The sequence below is a fragment of the Alcanivorax sp. HI0083 genome (assembly GCF_001635175.1).
Genome location: NZ_LWFX01001475.1, coordinates 1 through 17,881, shown reverse-complemented (window position 1 = coordinate 17,881; position 17,881 = coordinate 1). Strand labels below are relative to the sequence as shown.

Below are 17,881 nucleotides of genomic sequence, written 5' to 3'. Positions count from 1 at the left end.
TCTGCGCCGCCCAACATTTGCAAATCCAGACCGGTAGCTGTGACGATAATATCGGCAGGTATCCAATCCCCAGATTCCAGTTTTATACCGGTTTTGGTGACATTTTTTATATGATCCGTCACCACGGAAGCCTTGCCTTCACGAAGCACCTTGAACAGATCCCCCTTGGGAACTGCGCACATTCGTTCCTCCCATGGGTTGTAGTGAGGTTGAAAATGCTTCATGTCGATATCCGGCCCCAGTTGTTTGCGAGCAGCGGCCAGCAGTAATCTGCGGATCGCTTTGGGCTTACGAATCGATAGGTTAAATACGGTTCTCTGCAGCAGGATATTGCGTGTGCGCGCCATGCGGTAAACAAGCATTTCTGGCAGTACTCGGCGCAGGTTTTTCGAGATGAGATCTTGCTCAGGGACGGAGGCAACATAAGTAGGGGAGCGCTGTAACATGGTGACATGCGCAGCGCGGTCGGTCATCGCGGGCACCAGTGTTACGGCGGTGGCGCCGCTGCCGATCACGACAACTCGCTTACCCGTATAGTCGTAGTTATCTGGCCAGTGCTGCGGGTGAATTACGTCGCCGCCAAAGCGATTGATTCCAGGAATTTTCGGTGTGTAGCCGGCGTCATAGTTATAATAACCGGTACAGTTGAGGACAAACCCAGCGGTGAAAACTTCTTCTTCACCGGTTTCCTCGTTCAACGCGGTAACCGTCCAGCGATTGAATTCGCTGCTCCAGTCCTCGGCAGTGACTTTCAGGCCAAAATGAATTTTCTTGTGGACCTGATGATGCTCAGCGGTTTCTTCGATGTAATTGCGAATAGAGGGGCCATCGGCAAGCATCTTGGTGTCTGTCCAAGGCCGAAAGTTATAGCCGAGTGTGAACATATCGGAGTCCGAACGGATGCCGGGATAGCGAAATAAATCCCAGGTGCCACCAACGCGCTTGCGTCGCTCAAGGATGCCATAGCGTAGATCTGGGCACTTGCGGCTTAGGTGACAAGCCGCACCGACGCCGGAAAGGCCCGCGCCAATGATCAGCACGTCGAGGTGTTTATGTTTCATGGTGTAAGTCTCCGATCGGTGGAGCGTATGTGATTTCCTTGCGGGTCAAGGTGCTGAAGAAAGTCCAGCACTGCTCCGGTAAAAATACTGTTGCGGTCACCCGCTACCATATGACCTGCTTGATGGATTACTCGGTACTTGGCATGTGGCACGAGGGCTAATAATTCCTGGGCTCCTGCTTCGCTGAGTACATCACTGTGATGGCCGCGGATGAGTAATATCGGTAATTTGAGTTTGCTTGCTGCAAGATTGAGTCGCGCTCGGCCGAACATGCCTTCATTTGCTTCAGGGATTACCGCATGATCAAGAAACGCAGGATCCCAGTGCCAATGGAGACGGCCATTAGCGTCCTGGCGGAGGTTTTTTCGCAAGCCCTGTGAGCTTGATGGTGCTTTTCGTGTTGGGTTATAGGCAGCCACGGCATCCTGAACCTGATCCAGAGAGTCGAAACCGTCAGGGTGGCGGCGCATGAACTCAATCACCCGGCGAACGCCTTTGGTCTCAAGCCGTGGGGCCACATCCACCAGTACCAGACCTCGACAGGGCAAGGGGGGCTCCTCCCCAAGGGTAAGCATGGCCGTCAGTCCGCCCATTGACGCTCCCACGATATAAGGTGATGTGGGAAGTGATTGGATGATGGCGCGGAGGTCTGATACCAGCGCGGTGCCGCTGTAATCCCCTTCAGGGCACCACTGGCTTTGACCATGACCGCGGGCATCAATGCAGGTAGCGCAGTACCCTGATCTGGCCAGAGCTGTTGCCGTGTGCGCCCAGGCATGACGGGTCTGTCCGCCGCCATGCAGCAAAAGCACCTGCGGTGACTTCGGGTCCCCGAACTGGGTTGCACTAAGAACCAACCCGCCGTTTCCCGGGAACTGTATATCCCTGCCAGATTCCGGTGAGTGCTTTGAATCGCTGTAGGCAAGGCTTGCGAGGCTGTCGTGAGGATGCATCATTATAGGCATTTATTTATTTGGCCAAACAACCAAATATTAGCGTTTCTTCTACACAAAGAAAAGTCCTATTTGACGATATTGATGATCATTCAGCGGTGTGGCATACGGTGAGGACAGAAAAAAGCCCCCATAAAGGGGGCATGAAAGTGCGTTAGCACAAGGGGAATATATTAAAAATCTTTTACCGGCAAAAAGGTAAAGGTCAGATCTACGCCGAGGGGGGGGACTTCCAGCTCAACACCCGCCAAGCCGATTCCCAAGAGATCAATGTTGGCCGGTATGATGAGAGGGTCGGGGTTACGGACTTTGAGAATCAGACGACCATCATCGACAAAGCGCAGGGGGCCTTCGACGGTGACTCCGGTAATTACTTTGCTGCGGATGTCATGCCCGAGTTCTATAATTAGCCGTGGTTCTAACTCTGGTGCATCCACCATGAGATCAAACGTAGTACTGAACCAGGGGCCATCCGGGGTTTCGGTGATATAGCCCGTAATGGGTTGATTGTTTTCGTATCCCAATCGAAGTACCAGAGGACCGGTGTCCAGCGGTATTGTGATTAATCCCAGTGCGCGAGCTTCCAGAAAGACACTGGTCGTTGAGAGAACGGTAGGGAAGACTTTGGCAATGACGGCGCCGGTGACTTCATTTGATGTCATTGGGTCGCTGTCGATGAGGCGTCGGTTGATGGTGACATTCGGCTCATACTGGCTTACCCCGGCTTGCAAGGCGCCTGACCCGACAAAGGCAAATTTCTTTTCCGGGCAATCGTCGCCTATACCACAGCCAATGTTGGCATGGGTTATTACTCCCGATTTGTTTTTTAGCCTAAGCTGTAGGTAGTTGGCATCGGCAATGGCACCGCCGTTACCATCGGGTACCGCACCTTGCTCATTGTCATCGAGACTGAGGTTCGCGTTGACATCCGCTACAGGTAGTGACCGTAATGATACGCGGGTAATCCTGTCCTCTTCTCCTGTTACCACAAAGTGATTGGTCAGGTCCGGACCTCCTTGTCTAAGGCCAGGCGCTGTGGAGCTGGACTGAGAAATTTGCCGTGTTTGCAGAGGGGCTCCATCATTTGAACATATGGCGTTGACTCCACAGTTCGGCGCTCCTTCCTCGGAGTGCAGGGTATAACGGTAAAGGTCACCAACCCGCCAGGGACTGTTCGGTAAAAATTCGATTCGCTGTGAAAGTACTTTATGGCGACCATTGACGGGTTGCCATACGTTATTAACGGTATCGAAGTGTTCAACAACAAACGTGTTGTTATTGACCGTGTTGCTGTCGATGCTGCGGCTGAAGATTACCCTGAGACTAAAGTCCTTGAACAGGTTCGGTACGGGATAAAGCGGGTCAGTATTTTTTCCTCCCACGCATCGACCGTTTCGCCAGTTTTCGCGTTGCCCGGTCAGCACAGCCCCGGTCAGCGCGCAGGGGTATCCGGGGAAAACAGCGGAGACAAGTGGTGCACGTAATTCATTGGCGTTGTCATTGGGAAGGGTGAATTCCGGAAGACGAATGTCGAGGGTTTGATCCTGGTTAAGCGGATTGCCTTGCGTATCTCGAAGTAGGCTGGTCAGGGTCACCTGGATGTCTTTTCCGTGTTGAAGGATATCTCCTCCGATGATGATCGTGGCTCCATCGTGACGTATTGGGTACGTCTTTACTACATCATCAACAGAAACCTGTACGGCACCGTCAAGGAACACTGAAGCTGGGTCTAATGGTTTGTTGAAGTTCAGGATAACGGGGTCACCAGGCCTTGCATTGGGTTGGAACGTTTCTCCCGGTGCCCAAGACTGAAGCTGCAAGGGTCGAGTGTCTTGGCTTGGGGCAGGCGCTTGGCGCTGGTTTTGATAGGCCTCCATGCGGAATGAGAGCAAGCCTGATGCCTTCTCCAGGCCAAGAACCTCGGGTTCGACCACACTGACCGCATCTAGTACTAGTACACCATCCTTTACAACGGCTAAACCCGCTACCTGCACATTAAGCAGGTTCTGGCTGAGAGCCGCATTGGGCTCTTGACCTGCTGCAGTCATTGCTGCGTCCATATTAAGCAGGGCATAGCGGGGAACCGATGGGGAATCACTGAATGGATTCGGGATCAGATACCCATTAGCGTCGCTGAGTATCGTGATGGTGACTTCACCGGTTTCCAGCCCGGACGGTATTTCGCCCAGTATATTGACGTCCACGGGGGTGCCTCGGAGTACGGAACCAGCGGGTACTCGCAGTGGAACGGCATTAGGAAAGTTGGGAGCAAAAGCCAGATCTGCAGCTAGATCCCCGCTCAACCCGGTAAATGATTCATCTCCCAGCACAAAGGATTGTACTGGCACCTGATTGATCGGGTTGCCGGTTAAAGTTGACACTAGTCCAGGTTGCTCAGCTCCAAGACTGCCAACTTTTAGAACGGATGTAGCACGGGGAAGAGTGGCTTCCGGAACAAAAGTCCGATTGTACTCCGGCAACTGTTCACCGGTAGTCTGGGCCCGCAGCCCAGCAATCGTTAGTGTGTGTTCCACAGGTTTCAGATCCTGGTCAGGATCCAGTGTCAGGTAACGACCCTGCAAAAATAGCGATGCGGGAACCAACTTGCCGAGGTTGTCACGAAGTTGAACCGATCCGGTTTCGCCATATGCTGTGCTGGTCGGATCAACCGTTTGGTTAAACGACATCCTGAAGGTGCTCATGTCGTTGGGATGGCTGGCATCATCAATCGGCTCTAGCAATGACGGTTGGTCTAGAGGAGTGGCTGAAAGCAGGGTGAAAGAGCCGCTTCCCATGGTTTGCGATGCGCCGGCTTGACTGCCTGCAGTCCGAAACCGAACGCGGGCCACGGAGTTATCATCAATGGCTCCAAGGCCATCATCGTTGACAACCAGATGGTACGCTTCCGCCGGAGCCAGCCGCGATTGAGGATACAGGGCCAGGCCTCTGCCATTGTCTACCACCTGATAGTCAACCATGACGGTATTCCCATCAGTATCACTGACCAGCTGTAGGCGTGAGTCAATGTCATCAATAACCTCTTGCTCAAGTGCAGAGGAAAATCGCAGGATTACTGGCGCGGTAGCTGGAACCTCGGTCTGGCCAGGATAAGGGTAAGAAAAAATTAATGTCTCTGGTGTGCTCCAGGGATTGCTTACATCGCCCTGATCGCCACCGCACCCGGTCAGAAGGGCTGCTATGGCGACCGCCAGACTAATCAGAAACTGGTGGATTGTGATGGGGTTATTATTCATTGCTCTTCTCCTGGTATTAATCGCATGCCTGTTGTTAAAACTTTAGCGACAGGGAGGAAGAAAATACGTTTATTTCACCATCAGCCCTTACCGTTTCATAAGGGGCTGGATCGGTGGAAGAGTTGATGGAGGTCAATTCGAAATCAGCTTCATCCAGCATTTGATACTGGTAAGCGAAGGAGAGTTCTAATGGCATATCTATTATTGGCGCGCTGGACAGACGGTAGCTGGCACCCAGACCGAAAACCTTTTTATCGGTGTCAAGATAGTTAACGTCCTGGGATCGGCTGGATTTTAAAGGTGAGTCCTCCAGGGCTGCGCCGGCAAAGAGTTTCATGGACTCCGACCACTGATAGCTAACGCCAATTCGGGGAATGGTGATGTCGTCAAACGCTAGATTAGCCTGATCGCGAATAGTATCGTCGGCAAACTCGCTTTCAAGCGCAGACCAATTGTGCTGCTCAATGCCTGCCGTCAATTCGAATTTGCCAACGGGAAGCAAAATGGCTGCGCCGAGAACTTCAGGTTGATAGGTATCAATTGTACTAAGCGCTAGGCTCAGGCCTGGTTCAGGGATAACTCCCGGCACAACCACATTGGCATCCACGGATACCTCATAGCTACTTTCCCCCCGCCAGAAAAGAGCCAGCTCCATCTTATCCATTCCAAAAGGCATGCACTCGCTTGTACCGCAAAACATTTCTCCAGAGCGGATATTGATACCTAGTGCCGGTGATAGGGATGGAGAGGCTTCCAGGGAAAGTTTTTCAGAGTCTGTGTTGCCGCCAAGGTCTGAAACTGCTTCCAGGTTGGCTTTGGCCTGGAGGGTAAGACGTGCTGATGCGCCGACGTCAACGCCCCTCAGGACGTTGCTGATAGCGCCACCAAAGGCGAGATAAAGTGGCTGAGATTCATAGCGTAGAAACTGCCCTTTCTGGCTGGTATTGGCCTGATAGGGCAATAGGTTGGATGTGTATTGGTCTACACCCACGTTCAGGCCAAAGTAAATGGGCTTGTCGATGCTGGAAATGCCGGCGACGCGGCTTTTGAAGCCGATTAATAATAGTTCGGAACTGGTGTCAGAGAGGATATCATTCTCTCGCTCCAAAGGGTCTGTTCCTCCCAGTGATTTGGCACGTAATTCCTGGTCGCCATACTGCACAATGACTCCCAGTTCGCCCTCCGGGGAGCGGGCCATGGCGGCCGGGTTGTAGTACACCGACCAGCTGTTGGATGCAAAAGGACTGAATGCCAAGGCAGTGCCGGCATTCATCGGGCCTAGCCCATAAGTGCTCGCTCCGTCGCCAGCACCGCCAATGGCCAAGCCGGGTGAGAGCAATGCTGTAGTGCACGTGAAGAAAAGGAGAGGTAACCGTTTTGTTTTTTTTGCAGACATTTCAGGCTCCTAAAGGGGGCTGTTCTGGTTATAGATGGTGAGTTGTTCTGATTTTCTGTTTGTTTGGTTAAACAACCAATATTGGTCTCAGGCTTAGCTGTCTGTGTCCATGACTGTAATGACGTTGTGCTCTGGCGCTCCGGTAATGTCACACATTAATGCGTGACGCCCAGTCGTCGTCTATGACGAGATGCCGTGTTCTGTTGCTGACCAGGCATGGGTTATCGAGTGGTGTAACGCCTCCTGGGCAGCGCTAAAGCGCACGGTCAACTGGATCTGGAGAGCTCTGCTGGCGTGACATGTACAAGCAGGCTCCACACTTTCTCTGGCACAGTCACTGAGAATTGTTATCTGTTTGTTTTGCCGGAATGCCCTTCTCTGGCAGCTGGGGATGTGGCTCACAGGCTTGTCTCCCGCCGTCGTGTCTGCTGGGAGTGTGCCCGGCCAGTACACTGAACCGGTAGTGATCCATCGGTAAATGCTTGGCTCGCCACAGCATTTCCAGAGAGGTAGAGGGCCGCAGCATTGGCGCGTCACCATGATGGTCGAAGTAATAACTGTTCGACAGCGCGCAGTTGTGGTTAAGGAACACGGTGTTTTGCTGGCGTTTCTGGATATTGCGGAAATACGCGTCATGGACGGACTGACGTATTTCCACTTGGCTGGCTCCACGTCGGTTGGCTTCGCGAATACAGCGAGAGAGGTGGATGGCATTCCCTTCGACCATCTTGAAGTAAGAGGTGCCGATAAGGGCATAGGGACCGAGCATGATGTAAAAGTTCGGGTAGCCCGGAATGGTCAACCCTTCATAGGCCTGGTAACGGTAGTCATGCCAGAAATCGCCCAAATTGATGTTGTTGCTGCCGATGACGTCGAACGAGGGAATATTTCCTTTCTCGAAGGTTTTGTAACCGGTGGCGAGGATCAAGGTATCTATGCGTCGTGAGCGGCCGTCTTCGGTGGTGATGCCACGGGAGGTGATGCGTTTGATCGGCGTCGTCACCAGCTCGACGTTGTCCCGGCCGAAGGTGCGGAAATAGTCGTTGGAGAAGGTTGGTCTTTTACAGCCGAAGCCGTATTTCGGTGTCAGTTTCTCCCACAGGTCTTTGCGGTTGGGCAGTTGTTCGCGCAAGTTGTTTATGCCCGCCTTTTCGCACATGCGGACCAGCCAGGGGGCCTGGCGATAATAAATTGCTGAAAGCACCATCAGGGTTTCACTGGCGGTATCGGTGGCGCCCCGAAGGGTGCGTTGCAGGCCCGGTACGGTTCGGAACAGAGTCTTGAGCCAGCCGGGCAGGCTATGATCGGGTTTTTTCAGTACCCAGATGGGGGTGCGCTGGTAGACATCCAATTGGCGGGCCTTGCCGGCAATTTTCGGAATCAGTTGCACTGCAGTGGCGCCAGTGCCTATTACCGCTACTCGCTTGTCACTAAGATCAAGGTCATCTGGCCAGCGTGCAGTGTGAATGACATTGCCCTGGAACGTATCAAGCCCTTCAATATCTGGCATCTTGGGTGATATCAAACCGCCACAGGCCGAGACAATATGGCGTGCACTAAGTCGCCTGCCATCCGTAAGATCGATCAACCAGACATGGCTGTCGAGATCAAAACGGGCGCTAGCGACTTCGACACCAAAGCGAATCAGTGGGTAGATGCCATACTTGCTTGTTACCTGTCTTGTATACTGGTAAAGCTCGTTTCCCGGCGCAAAAACGCGAGACCAATTTGCGTTTTGTTCGAAGGAAAATGAATAGGTAAACGAGGTAATGTCGACAGCGATTCCCGGATAACGGTTGTCGCGCCAGGTTCCTCCCACATCCTTGCTTCGCTCAAGGATCAAGATATCTTTGATGCCATCGGCACGCAGCTGGATTGCCGCACCAATTCCAGAAATTCCCGCGCCGATGATAATGACTTCATGATCAGGAGTAACGCTGGGACGAGGGTTATGGATTGCAACAGCAGCCATATTCATGATGCAACCTCAACTATGGCGCTATCGCTAGCATTGACCGTTTGGGATGGGGCTTTGCCGACGTTATTGCTGGTCAGATACTTTTCCAGAATTCGGACGATGGTAGGGAAGTCCTGCTTTGCCTCTGGTAGCAAAAAGGTGAATACGGGCCACACGTGCGGCATATCATCGCGCTCCAGAACCTGCACGGGCACCCCCGCATCTCGCGCGCATTGTGCTGCTGCATGGGTATCGTCGCGCAGACACTCTTCGCTACTGACAGTGAAAAGTAGAGGGGGCAAGCCGGTGAAATCCGCGGTGATTGGTGAGGCATACGGGTGAGCGGGGTCCGCGCCGGCCAGATAGATATCCGTTGCCACCTCAATCATGCCATGGGAAAGCATGGTATCGCTGTCGCTATTCGCCTGTCTGGACATCAGGGTGCCTCGCGCATCCGATGCCGGCGAAATGGCGAGGGCGCAAGCCGGCATTTTCAGCAGCTGATCACGGGCACGCAGCAATGTGACTAACGTCAGGTTGCCTCCCGCAGAGTCTCCCGCAATGACCACAGGGCGAGGGTCTGCGATCAGTTCACGATACACATTAAAGGCGTCATCCGTTGCTGCCGGGAAGGGGTGCTCAGGGGCTAGTCGGTAATCCGGAAGAAAGACCCGCGCATTCAGGGCGTGAGCCAAACGGCCACAAAAGTGGTGATAGGTATCAAGCCGCCCGCCGATGAAGGCGCCACCATGCAGGTAGAGTATGGTGATTTGTGGGTCTGCGGTGCCTAGCCAGTGGCCAGCTATTCCTGCAACCTTGCCTCGCTTGAGTCGCACTCCGCGTGGCAGCAGAGAGGGGGCCAAAGGCGCGTTCATCACCCTGCGAAGATGTCTTACCAGTTTGTCCGGGTCGCGTATATCACGCTTCATGCCGGCGCGAAAAAGTAGCTTCAAAATTGTTGTAGGAATGGAGGCCATATTGAATTCCTTGCGTGTTTCGTTTCCACTAATGCGGTTTAATCAGCCAGCATTCTGTAAGCTTCGCCAATCGCGCGGGCGTATAGTCGTGGCGTCAGGCGTTTCAACCGCCAGGCAAGCCGGCCGTCAATTTGTGGCAGCATGTAAAGCTCACCTCGATCAAGGGCACTGAGGGTCTGTCGGGCCACCTGGTCGGCGTTGGTGAGGGCATAGCGGGTCATCGCTGAACGGGCAAAGTCACGGCGACGTTCAGGCAGGCGCCCATTCTCGACGATATTGGTCGGGACCACGGTTGGGCACAGGGCCGTGATTTTTACGCCGGTACCGGTCAGTTCAGAAGACAGCGTTTCGGACAGGGCCAGCACCCCCGCCTTGGTGACGTTGTAGGCGGCCATTTCCGGGGCGGACCCGAATGCGGCAGCAGAGGCCACATTGATGATGCCTCCATAGCCCAGATCGCGAAGCTGAGGGGCAAAATAATGGCAGCCGTGAATAACTCCCCATAGATTGACGTTCATGCACCAGTGCCAATCTTCAAGTGACACCTCGCCGATTGGGCCACCGAGGCCGACGCCGGCGTTGTTGATTACCAGGGTTACCGGCCTGCCGAGCAAAGGCTCGGCATTTTCCGCCAGGTATGCCATCTGTTTTTCATCGCCGACATCACACCCCAGGGCTACCGCGTGAGTACCGAGTGCTCGCAGGCTGATCGCCACCTGTTCGGCGCGCTCTTCATTGATATCGACACACAGTACCGAACCGCCTCGACGGGCAACTTCGTAAGCAAAGCTACGACCGATGCCGCTACCCGCCCCGGTGATGACAGCTGCCGCCTGAGTTGACGGGTGCAAGGGTTTCTTTTTCATGCCTGCCCCCATGCGGGTTCAGGTTGTGGCGTTTCGAATGTACCGTGTACATTGTTGGCTCGGTGGTCTCTGAGCGCTTGATAGGCCTTATGAGGGTCGCCAGTTCTTTCGTAGGCGCGTTTCCAGATCCGGATTACATCACGGTTATCGTCATCCCACGGGTGGAAAGTGGGGGAGAAATAGGGGGGCACGCCAGCGAGTACCTTGGAAAGAATGCCGGGACGCCAGAACAGGACTTTGGTCATTTTGGCGGCGGACCACAAATTCAGAATTTGACGATCCTTGTAGAGCAGATAGGTCTGGTTGCCGATCATAATGGGGAAGCCCAGGGCAATGGCCAGTAGCATGCCACTGATACGCAGTCGGTAACTGCGGTAGCCACCACCACTGGCATCGACGAAGACGTCATAACTGACGCTCTTGTGCTCGGTTTCTTCGACAAAGTGCCAGTAGAGCATGGCACGCAAATCCGGGTGGGTTTCGTCAAACAGCTCCGGGTGCTCAAGCAGTACCGAGGAAATAATGGCCGTGAAATGTTCAAACGCCGCTGCGATGGAGCTCTGCATATCGTCACTGAGGCGGTGTTGGAGTTGCTTACGGATCAGCTTGAACACGCCTTCAACCTTGTCGATGGGAACCCCGTGTTGCACGCCGATGGCGTTCATTTCATCGTGCTCACGAGCATGAATGCGCTCCTGGCGAATGAATTCTTTAGCTGCGTTCAGCACTTCTGGATCGTCAAGCTTGCCAAGCTGCCGTCTTGCAGAATTCATCACCCAGCGTTCACCGTCGGGGACGGCGGCGAGAATGGCATTCATCCAGTGAGTGGACCACGGGTCGTTGCGAAACCAGTGGCGAGCCACGTTTTCGATGTTCATGGGAAAGTGAATGTCACGGGTTACAACCTCGTCGTAACCAATCTTGCGGTTTGCCAGAGCCATTGGATCGCTCCCAAGTAAAGTGCATTCATTGGACTTTATTTGTATGACCAACCAAATTCAAGATTATAAGGTAGACAGCGTGTTTTTATCTGTATAGATCGAATAGTGCCATCGGCCAGGAAGGCTGGGCCGACTTTAAAAGGAATGCTAGAATCAAAGGCTTACAGCATGGGAGTGCCTTGTGGGAAGAAAGAAAAATCAGGTAACGCCGGTGGCGGAGGCGGATCGAGTGTTTGTGCTCGGTGCTGCAGCTCGTCTATTTCGTCAAAAGGGGTTCGATAAAACCACCGTTAAAGAAATCGCCGAGGCTTGTGGCATGCTGCCTGGCAGCTTGCATTACCGTTACCCCTCCAAGGAAAGCATTCTGGTCGACTTGATGCGCCTTGCGCTTGAGCAAGCGTCTACGGCCTTGTCTGAGGCCATTCGGGGGGAAAGTGAGCCGCTTGAGCAGTTGCGTCAGGGGATCAATGCTCACCTTGAGTTGCTGGTTGGTGGGTCGGATATGGTCTATGTCCTCCTTTTTGAATGGCGCTCCTTGCATGGTGAGTCCCGCCAGGAAATGATTGATCTACGAGACAAATACGAGCTTCTTTGGTCTGCCATGTTGCAATCTTTGTCCTCTCAGGGCCTGATTCGTGCTGATGTGGATCGTGATCTTTTGCGTCTTATCGGGCTGGGCGCGTTGAACTGGGTAGCAACGTGGTTCAATGAGGGGGGGCGATATACGGTGAAGGATGTCGGAGATTTTGTGTGGACGGTAATTAAGGATGGTGTGCTCAAGCGGTAGACGTTGCTATTCAGTGAGAACTGATGGCCGTACTCGCTGCTGATTGTGAGTGCAGTCTGTTTATAAACACTAACCTGCATGCTGCCTGTATTGATCGGGTGTCTGACCAAACCAGCGTTTAAATGCCCGTCTGAAGCTCGCCGTGTCGTGATAATTCAACAGTGTGGCGGTGGCTTCGACGGACAGCTGGCTATTGCACAAATAGCTTACTGCTTGCTTCGATAGTACCTCCTCGCGAATCTTCCTGAAACTGCTGTTCTCATTTTTGAGTTTCCGTGCCAGGGTGCGCTTGCTTATAAAGAGAGAGGCAGCCGCCTCTTCTTCACTAAGTGTTCCGGGTGGCCGGGACAGCATCATTTTCTGTAACCGAGTCCGATAGTCCGGTTCAGGACTCTGAAGACGCGCAAGCATGGATTCGCACTGCTGAAAGGCTAGATGATAGCTTTCATGATTGGCCGATGCGTTCGGTTTTCGACACAACCCCATTGCCAATTTTAGCTTGAAGTGATCGGAGTTAAAGTAAACCTTGCCTGGTAAATACTCACGGTACATGCCCTGGTAGACGGGAGCTGGATGAGGGAAGTGGACTTCAGATTCATATAGAGGGCGGCCTACGATGAACTCGCCGATTTCGAAAAAAGCCTTGATCACAGTATCTTCCAGGCAGCGCTCCACATCATTTTCCATCGGTACTTGGAAGTTTACAACGCATTCCAGGTAGTCCTCAGCCCGCTGCAAGTCCACTTGAATAAAGCTCGCCCGGGTAGGCAGGAAAGTGTGAACGGCTTGCAGCGCGGTATAAAGGTCGGGGCTGCTGTTAGCAACAAATCCCATCACCCCATGGGTTGCGGGGGTGAGACGCCTGCCCAGCCGTAACCCGAACTCTGGTTTGCCGGATAAATCTAAAGCATTACGCAAGATCTGAATCTGCTGGGTTGCAGTGAGCAAGCTTTCATCTTTGAGTAATTGTTCGACATCTACACCCGTGTTGCGCAAGAGGCTAGGGAGTTCTCGTACACTCAAGCCAAGTTCTCGGGCGATAAGGCGTGAGTAGTTCGACGGGATATCCGCATCCACGTTTTTCAAACCCTGTTTGAGCGTCGTTATTGCCATCAGCGATTCCTCGGAATGCGGTAACTGTCTTTAAATGTCCCCGGTCTGTCAAGAAATGTCCTCGTCGGTGTTCCGACACATAGCCAATCTTCAAGGTAGATATAAATGCTAGGAGACACGCTGTGGGAAAAATTATCTTTATTGAACATGACGACACCGAGCATGTTACGGAGTTCGGGGTGGGTTCTACGCTAATGCAAATCGCCGTTGATAACGCCGTTCCAGGTATTGACGGTGACTGCGGCGGCGAATGCGCCTGTGGTACCTGTCACATGATTGTTCCCGATGAGTGGTTCGGCAAGACCGGAAGGGTTGGTGACGCAGAAGAACAGATGTTGTCCATGACCCCGGAGCGGGCGAGAACCTCGCGCCTGGGGTGTCAGGTAGAAATTACTGAGGCGATGGACGGTATGACCGTGCATTTGCCTGAATTCCAGATGTAAACAGGGAGAATGCTATGTCAACAAAAACAAGATCAAGCAATGCGTTTCAGACAAAAGTATTCAACGCCTCGTCCAAAGTGGTGCCGATGCATTTTCAGATTAAAACGATGAAAATGCTGATGAAGGCGAAGAGAAAGACAGTGGGTTCTCGATCCACACAAATGGAATTCGTCGAAACCTCCTTGCCTGATGTCAACACCTTGGCACTCGAAGATATCGACACCAGCAACCCTTTTTTGTATCGACAAGATCAGTGGCGGGCCTATTTTAAGCGGCTGCGAGATGAAGCTCCGGTACACTACCAGAAGAAGAGTCCATTCGGGCCTTTCTGGTCGATAACTCGCTATGAAGATATTTTGTTCGTGGACAAGAGTCACGAACTGTTCTCCTCTGAACCGCAAATTATTCTGGGTGATCCACCGGACGGACTATCGGTGGAAATGTTTATCGCCATGGATCCGCCCAAGCATGATGTGCAACGTCGGGCGGTGCAGGGTGTGGTAGCGCCAAAAAACCTTAAGGAAATGGAAGGTTTAATCCGGTCCCGAGCAGCCGAAGTGCTAGACAGCCTGCCGCTGGATAAACCCTTCAACTGGGTGCCTGCAGTATCCAAAGAGCTGACTGGCCGCATGCTGGCTACACTGCTGGATTTCCCTTATGAAGACCGCCATAAACTCGTTGAATGGTCTGATCGCTTGTCCGGTGCGGCATCTGCCACGGGTGGCGAATTTACCGACCCAGATGTCATGTTTGACGATGCGGCAGACATGGCGAGGGCGTTCTCAAGGCTGTGGCGAGACAAGGAGGCACGTCGTGCAGCCGGCGAAGAACCCGGTTTTGACTTGATCAATATGTTGCAGAGCAACGACGACACAAAAGACCTGATCAATCGGCCGATGGAGTTTATCGGGAATCTGGCTCTGCTCATCGTTGGCGGCAATGACACCACAAGGAATTCCATGAGCGGTGGTGTCTTGGCCTTGAATCAATTCCCCGAGGAGTTCACCAAGCTGAAGGCTAATCCGGACCTGATTCCGAACATGGTTTCGGAAATCATTCGTTGGCAAACTCCACTGGCCAACATGCGCAGGGTCGCGACACAGGACGTAGAACTTCGTGGCCAGACCATCAAGAAAGGGGACCGGGTGTTAATGTGGTATGCCTCAGGTAATCGAGACGAACGCAAGTTTGACAACCCCGATCAACTCATTATTGATCGCAAGGATGCACGCAACCATATTTCTTTTGGCTACGGTATTCATCGTTGTATGGGTAACCGCCTGGCCGAACTGCAATTGCGCATTTTGTGGGAAGAACTGCTCAAGCGCTTCGAAAATATCGAAGTGGTTGGCGAGCCGGAGCGTGTACAGTCCAACTTCGTGCGCGGTTATTCGAAGTTGATGGTCAAACTGACGGCAAAAAATTAATGAAAAGTTTGACCGGGCTGGCGACTGAAGAATTCGACTATATCGTTGTGGGCGCTGGCTCGGCAGGGTGCGCGGTAGCCAATCGTTTGTCCGAGAGTGGCCTCTATTCGGTGTTGCTACTCGAAGCCGGGCCGGAGAGTCGCCGCAACCCTTTCGTCAACACGCCGCTGGGATTTTTGCAGTTGATGTTCAGTCGCCGTTTCAACTGGCAGTTCTATACCGAGCCACAGCGTCACATGTACGGTCGTTCGTTGTTCCAGCCGCGGGGCAAGATGCTTGGCGGTTCGAGCGGGATTAACGCCCAGGTCTATATCCGTGGTCACGCCAGGGATTACGACGAGTGGGCACGGCAGGGGTGTCACGGTTGGTCATACGCCGAGGTGCTGCCGTATTTTCGTAAGTCAGAACATTACGAGCCTGAGACGGTGCCGGGTACGGCAGTATTCCATGGTAAGGATGGCCCTCTCAATGTGGCGGAGCGGCGTTATACAAACCCGTTGAGTACGGCGTTTGTCGAGGCATCAGTACAGGCGGGGTATCGACGCAATCGGGACTTCAACGGCCCTGATCAGGAAGGCGTCGGCTATTACTACACCTATCAGAAGGATGGTTCCCGTTGCAGTAATGCGCGTGCTTATCTTGAGCCTGCTGAGGGTCGATCTAACTTGACCATTCGCAGCGATGCACATGTTACCCGCGTGCTGTTTGATGGGGCTCGCGCTATTGGTGTCGAGTATCGCCACGCAAAAAGTTTGGTTAGAGCTCATGCCAAGCGGGAGGTTATCCTATGCGGCGGTGCATTCAACTCGCCACAACTGCTTATGCTGTCAGGTGTCGGCCCCCGCGAGGAGCTTGCTCGACATGGCATTGAGCTGCGTCATTCGCTGGAGGGGGTGGGGCGTAATCTTCAAGATCATGTTGACGTTTTTGTACGGGTCAGATCGCGAAGCCGACAGGGAATATCGATGCATCCTAGCTATTGGTTGAACGGGGGGCGGGCCTTAATGCAATACCTGAGCGGTCGTCGAGGTGTGCTGTCTAGCAATGGCGCTGAGGCAGGCGGATTCATCTGCTCCCAAGCAGAGCAACCGATACCTGATCTGCAATTGCACTTTGGGCCAATGCTGTACGCTGATCACGGCCGTGACATGAAAATTGCAATGAGTGGATATGGCTACATTGTAATGATCTATGGGCTCAGGCCCTTGTCCCGGGGCCGCATTGGTTTACACAGTGCTGATCCGCTCGCTGCACCATTGATTGACCCCAATTACATGGCTGACCCTGCCGATGTCGAACAACTCATTCGTGGTGTTCGGCTTGTTCGTAATATTTTGTCCCAGCGTGCACTTTATATTCATCAGGATGTAGAAATTTCACCAGGGCTGGAAATACAGGATGACGCGAGTCTCACCGAGTGGGTGCGCCGTAATGGTGAGTCCGCATACCACCCGGTCGGCACTTGTAAGATGGGGATTGATCATATGGCAGTGGTCGACCCTCGTCTCCGTGTGCGTGGCTTGCAGTCGTTGCGGGTAGTTGATGCGTCTATCATGCCAACCCTGGTTGGCGGGAATACCAATCAGCCGGCGACCATGATTGGAGAGAAAGGGGCAGATATGATACTTGAGGACGCCGCGGTGGCTGGAGTTTAGGCATCATGTGTTTAGCTCGGCTGATGTTGCAAGTTATAGTTATTCATGAAGTTTTTGTGGGTAACTCGGTTTCAGTATGCATAGAAAGAGACAGGTTATGATTAACAAAAATAAAGAGGTCACCGTCATTATTGGTGGTGGACACGCAGCAGGAACACTTTTGACCGCCTTGCTGCAAAAAAAATACCCTCACAAAGTGGTTATGGTTAGCGAAGAGCTGCACCCTCCCTATCAGCGACCGCCCTTGTCCAAGAATTATCTCGCGGGGGAGGTTGATAAGGCGTCTTTATACCTTAAACCGCCTTCAATCTACGAGAATGCGGGGCAGCAATTACAGCTCGGCGTGCGCGTAGAACAGATTAACAGAGACGACAAAAGCCTCATTTTGTCAGATCAAAGCACTTTAAAGTACGACCAACTGGTCTTGGCCACTGGCTCACATGTCCGCCGTCTTAACGTGCGGGGTTCAGACTTGAAAGGTATTCATTATTTGCATGGTATCGAGGACACAGATGCCCTGCGTCGTGAGCTAGTACCCGGCAAACGCCTGGTTATCGTGGGGGGCGGGTATATCGGACTTGAAGTGGCTGCCAGTGCGACTAAGCAAGGTGTTAAAGTTACTGTCTTGGAAGCTGCCGAGCGCTTAATGCAGCGTGTTACTGGGCCAGAGATATCTGAATTTCTCTACGCCAAACACACGAGTGCAGGAGTCGATGTTCGTCTGGGGGCGGCCGTAATTGGTTTTGAATCAGATGATCAAGGGTGCGTGAATGGTGTGACCTTGGCCGATGGGGGTAAGGTGTCAGCGGACATCGTTCTCGTTTCGATTGGTGTCATACCAGAAACGGCCTTGGCTGAAAATGCTGGCCTGCTTTGCGATGATGGCGTTGTCGTCGATGAATTTACCCGCACCGATGACCCAGACATTCTGGCGATAGGAGATTGTACCCGCCATCATAATCTGTTCTTCGACAAAAGGCAGCGTCTTGAATCAGTCGCTAACGCTGTTGAGCAAGCTCGTACGGCGGCAGCTACACTTATGAGTGAAGAA

General features: G+C 53.0%; 14 protein-coding genes. 5 read left to right on the top strand and 9 right to left on the bottom strand.

Annotated features, from left to right (window positions below; translation table 11 throughout):
* The 8 genes from A3754_RS22400 to A3754_RS22365 form a co-directional block, all read right to left on the bottom strand.
* The coding region (locus A3754_RS22400; RefSeq protein WP_063521382.1) for an NAD(P)/FAD-dependent oxidoreductase at positions 1-1,061 on the bottom strand (1,061 nt) is incomplete at its 3' end.
* Positions 1,058-2,014, bottom strand: coding sequence for an alpha/beta fold hydrolase (locus tag A3754_RS22395; RefSeq protein ID WP_008930243.1), 957 nt, complete (start codon positions 2,012-2,014; stop codon positions 1,058-1,060). The genes A3754_RS22395 and A3754_RS22400, both read right to left, overlap by 4 nt.
* A gap of 173 nt (positions 2,015-2,187) precedes the next feature.
* The gene (locus A3754_RS22390; protein ID WP_063521381.1) at positions 2,188-5,268 is read right to left on the bottom strand and encodes an Ig-like domain-containing protein; all 3,081 of its coding nucleotides are present in this window, start codon (positions 5,266-5,268) and stop codon (positions 2,188-2,190) included.
* Between the two features lie 34 nt (positions 5,269-5,302).
* Positions 5,303-6,664: an OmpP1/FadL family transporter gene (locus tag A3754_RS22385; RefSeq protein ID WP_063509526.1), complete on the bottom strand. Its 1,362-nt coding sequence runs from the start codon at positions 6,662-6,664 to the stop codon at positions 5,303-5,305.
* A gap of 334 nt (positions 6,665-6,998) precedes the next feature.
* The gene (locus A3754_RS22380) at positions 6,999-8,642 is read right to left on the bottom strand and encodes an NAD(P)/FAD-dependent oxidoreductase (protein WP_040297294.1); all 1,644 of its coding nucleotides are present in this window, start codon (positions 8,640-8,642) and stop codon (positions 6,999-7,001) included.
* Positions 8,639-9,550 carry an alpha/beta hydrolase gene (locus tag A3754_RS22375; protein WP_231880744.1) on the bottom strand — a complete coding sequence of 304 codons (912 nt, stop codon included), beginning with the start codon at positions 9,548-9,550 and terminating at the stop codon, positions 8,639-8,641. The genes A3754_RS22380 and A3754_RS22375 overlap by 4 nt, the downstream gene beginning before the upstream one ends.
* 86 nt (positions 9,551-9,636) lie before the next feature.
* Positions 9,637-10,464 (bottom strand): SDR family oxidoreductase, encoded by an 828-nt coding sequence (locus A3754_RS22370; protein ID WP_008930238.1) that lies wholly within the window; start codon positions 10,462-10,464, stop codon positions 9,637-9,639.
* Positions 10,461-11,405, bottom strand: coding sequence for a metal-dependent hydrolase (locus A3754_RS22365; RefSeq protein WP_008930237.1), 945 nt, complete (start codon positions 11,403-11,405; stop codon positions 10,461-10,463). Before A3754_RS22365 ends, A3754_RS22370 begins: the two co-directional genes overlap by 4 nt.
* Before the next feature lie 181 nt (positions 11,406-11,586).
* Here A3754_RS22365 and A3754_RS22360 point away from each other — a divergent pair, with 181 nt between their 5' ends.
* Entirely contained in the window at positions 11,587-12,192 is a 606-nt protein-coding gene (locus A3754_RS22360; protein WP_007151233.1) for a TetR/AcrR family transcriptional regulator, read from the top strand.
* A 69-nt stretch (positions 12,193-12,261) separates the two neighbouring features.
* Here A3754_RS22360 and A3754_RS22355 read toward each other — a convergent pair whose 3' ends face one another.
* Entirely contained in the window at positions 12,262-13,305 is a 1,044-nt protein-coding gene (locus A3754_RS22355; RefSeq protein ID WP_007150482.1) for an AraC family transcriptional regulator, read from the bottom strand.
* Between the two features lie 122 nt (positions 13,306-13,427).
* Here A3754_RS22355 and A3754_RS22350 point away from each other — a divergent pair, with 122 nt between their 5' ends.
* From A3754_RS22350 to A3754_RS22335, 4 genes are all read left to right on the top strand, one after another.
* Positions 13,428-13,748, top strand: coding sequence for a 2Fe-2S iron-sulfur cluster-binding protein (locus tag A3754_RS22350; protein ID WP_007151505.1), 321 nt, complete (start codon positions 13,428-13,430; stop codon positions 13,746-13,748).
* 14 nt (positions 13,749-13,762) lie between these two features.
* Complete coding sequence (locus tag A3754_RS22345; protein WP_039926512.1) at positions 13,763-15,175, top strand: cytochrome P450; 1,413 nt, start codon at positions 13,763-13,765, stop codon at positions 15,173-15,175.
* Positions 15,175-16,830, top strand: coding sequence for a GMC family oxidoreductase (locus A3754_RS22340; RefSeq protein ID WP_063521380.1), 1,656 nt, complete (start codon positions 15,175-15,177; stop codon positions 16,828-16,830). The genes A3754_RS22345 and A3754_RS22340 overlap by 1 nt, the downstream gene beginning before the upstream one ends.
* A gap of 97 nt (positions 16,831-16,927) precedes the next feature.
* On the top strand, positions 16,928-17,881 hold a 954-nt coding region (locus tag A3754_RS22335), incomplete at its 3' end, for an NAD(P)/FAD-dependent oxidoreductase (protein WP_063521379.1).

Coding starts and splice junctions, on each gene's coding strand:
- A3754_RS22390 (WP_063521381.1), bottom strand. CDS start 5,268: ATGAATAATAACCCCATCACAATCCACCAGTTTCTGATTAGTCTGGCG.
- A3754_RS22355 (WP_007150482.1), bottom strand. CDS start 13,305: ATGGCAATAACGACGCTCAAACAGGGTTTGAAAAACGTGGATGCGGAT.
- A3754_RS22380 (WP_040297294.1), bottom strand. CDS start 8,642: ATGAATATGGCTGCTGTTGCAATCCATAACCCTCGTCCCAGCGTTACT.
- A3754_RS22395 (WP_008930243.1), bottom strand. CDS start 2,014: ATGCATCCTCACGACAGCCTCGCAAGCCTTGCCTACAGCGATTCAAAG.
- A3754_RS22340 (WP_063521380.1), top strand. CDS start 15,175: ATGAAAAGTTTGACCGGGCTGGCGACTGAAGAATTCGACTATATCGTT.
- A3754_RS22365 (WP_008930237.1), bottom strand. CDS start 11,405: ATGGCTCTGGCAAACCGCAAGATTGGTTACGACGAGGTTGTAACCCGT.
- A3754_RS22345 (WP_039926512.1), top strand. CDS start 13,763: ATGTCAACAAAAACAAGATCAAGCAATGCGTTTCAGACAAAAGTATTC.
- A3754_RS22375 (WP_231880744.1), bottom strand. CDS start 9,550: ATGAAGCGTGATATACGCGACCCGGACAAACTGGTAAGACATCTTCGC.
- A3754_RS22370 (WP_008930238.1), bottom strand. CDS start 10,464: ATGAAAAAGAAACCCTTGCACCCGTCAACTCAGGCGGCAGCTGTCATC.
- A3754_RS22385 (WP_063509526.1), bottom strand. CDS start 6,664: ATGTCTGCAAAAAAAACAAAACGGTTACCTCTCCTTTTCTTCACGTGC.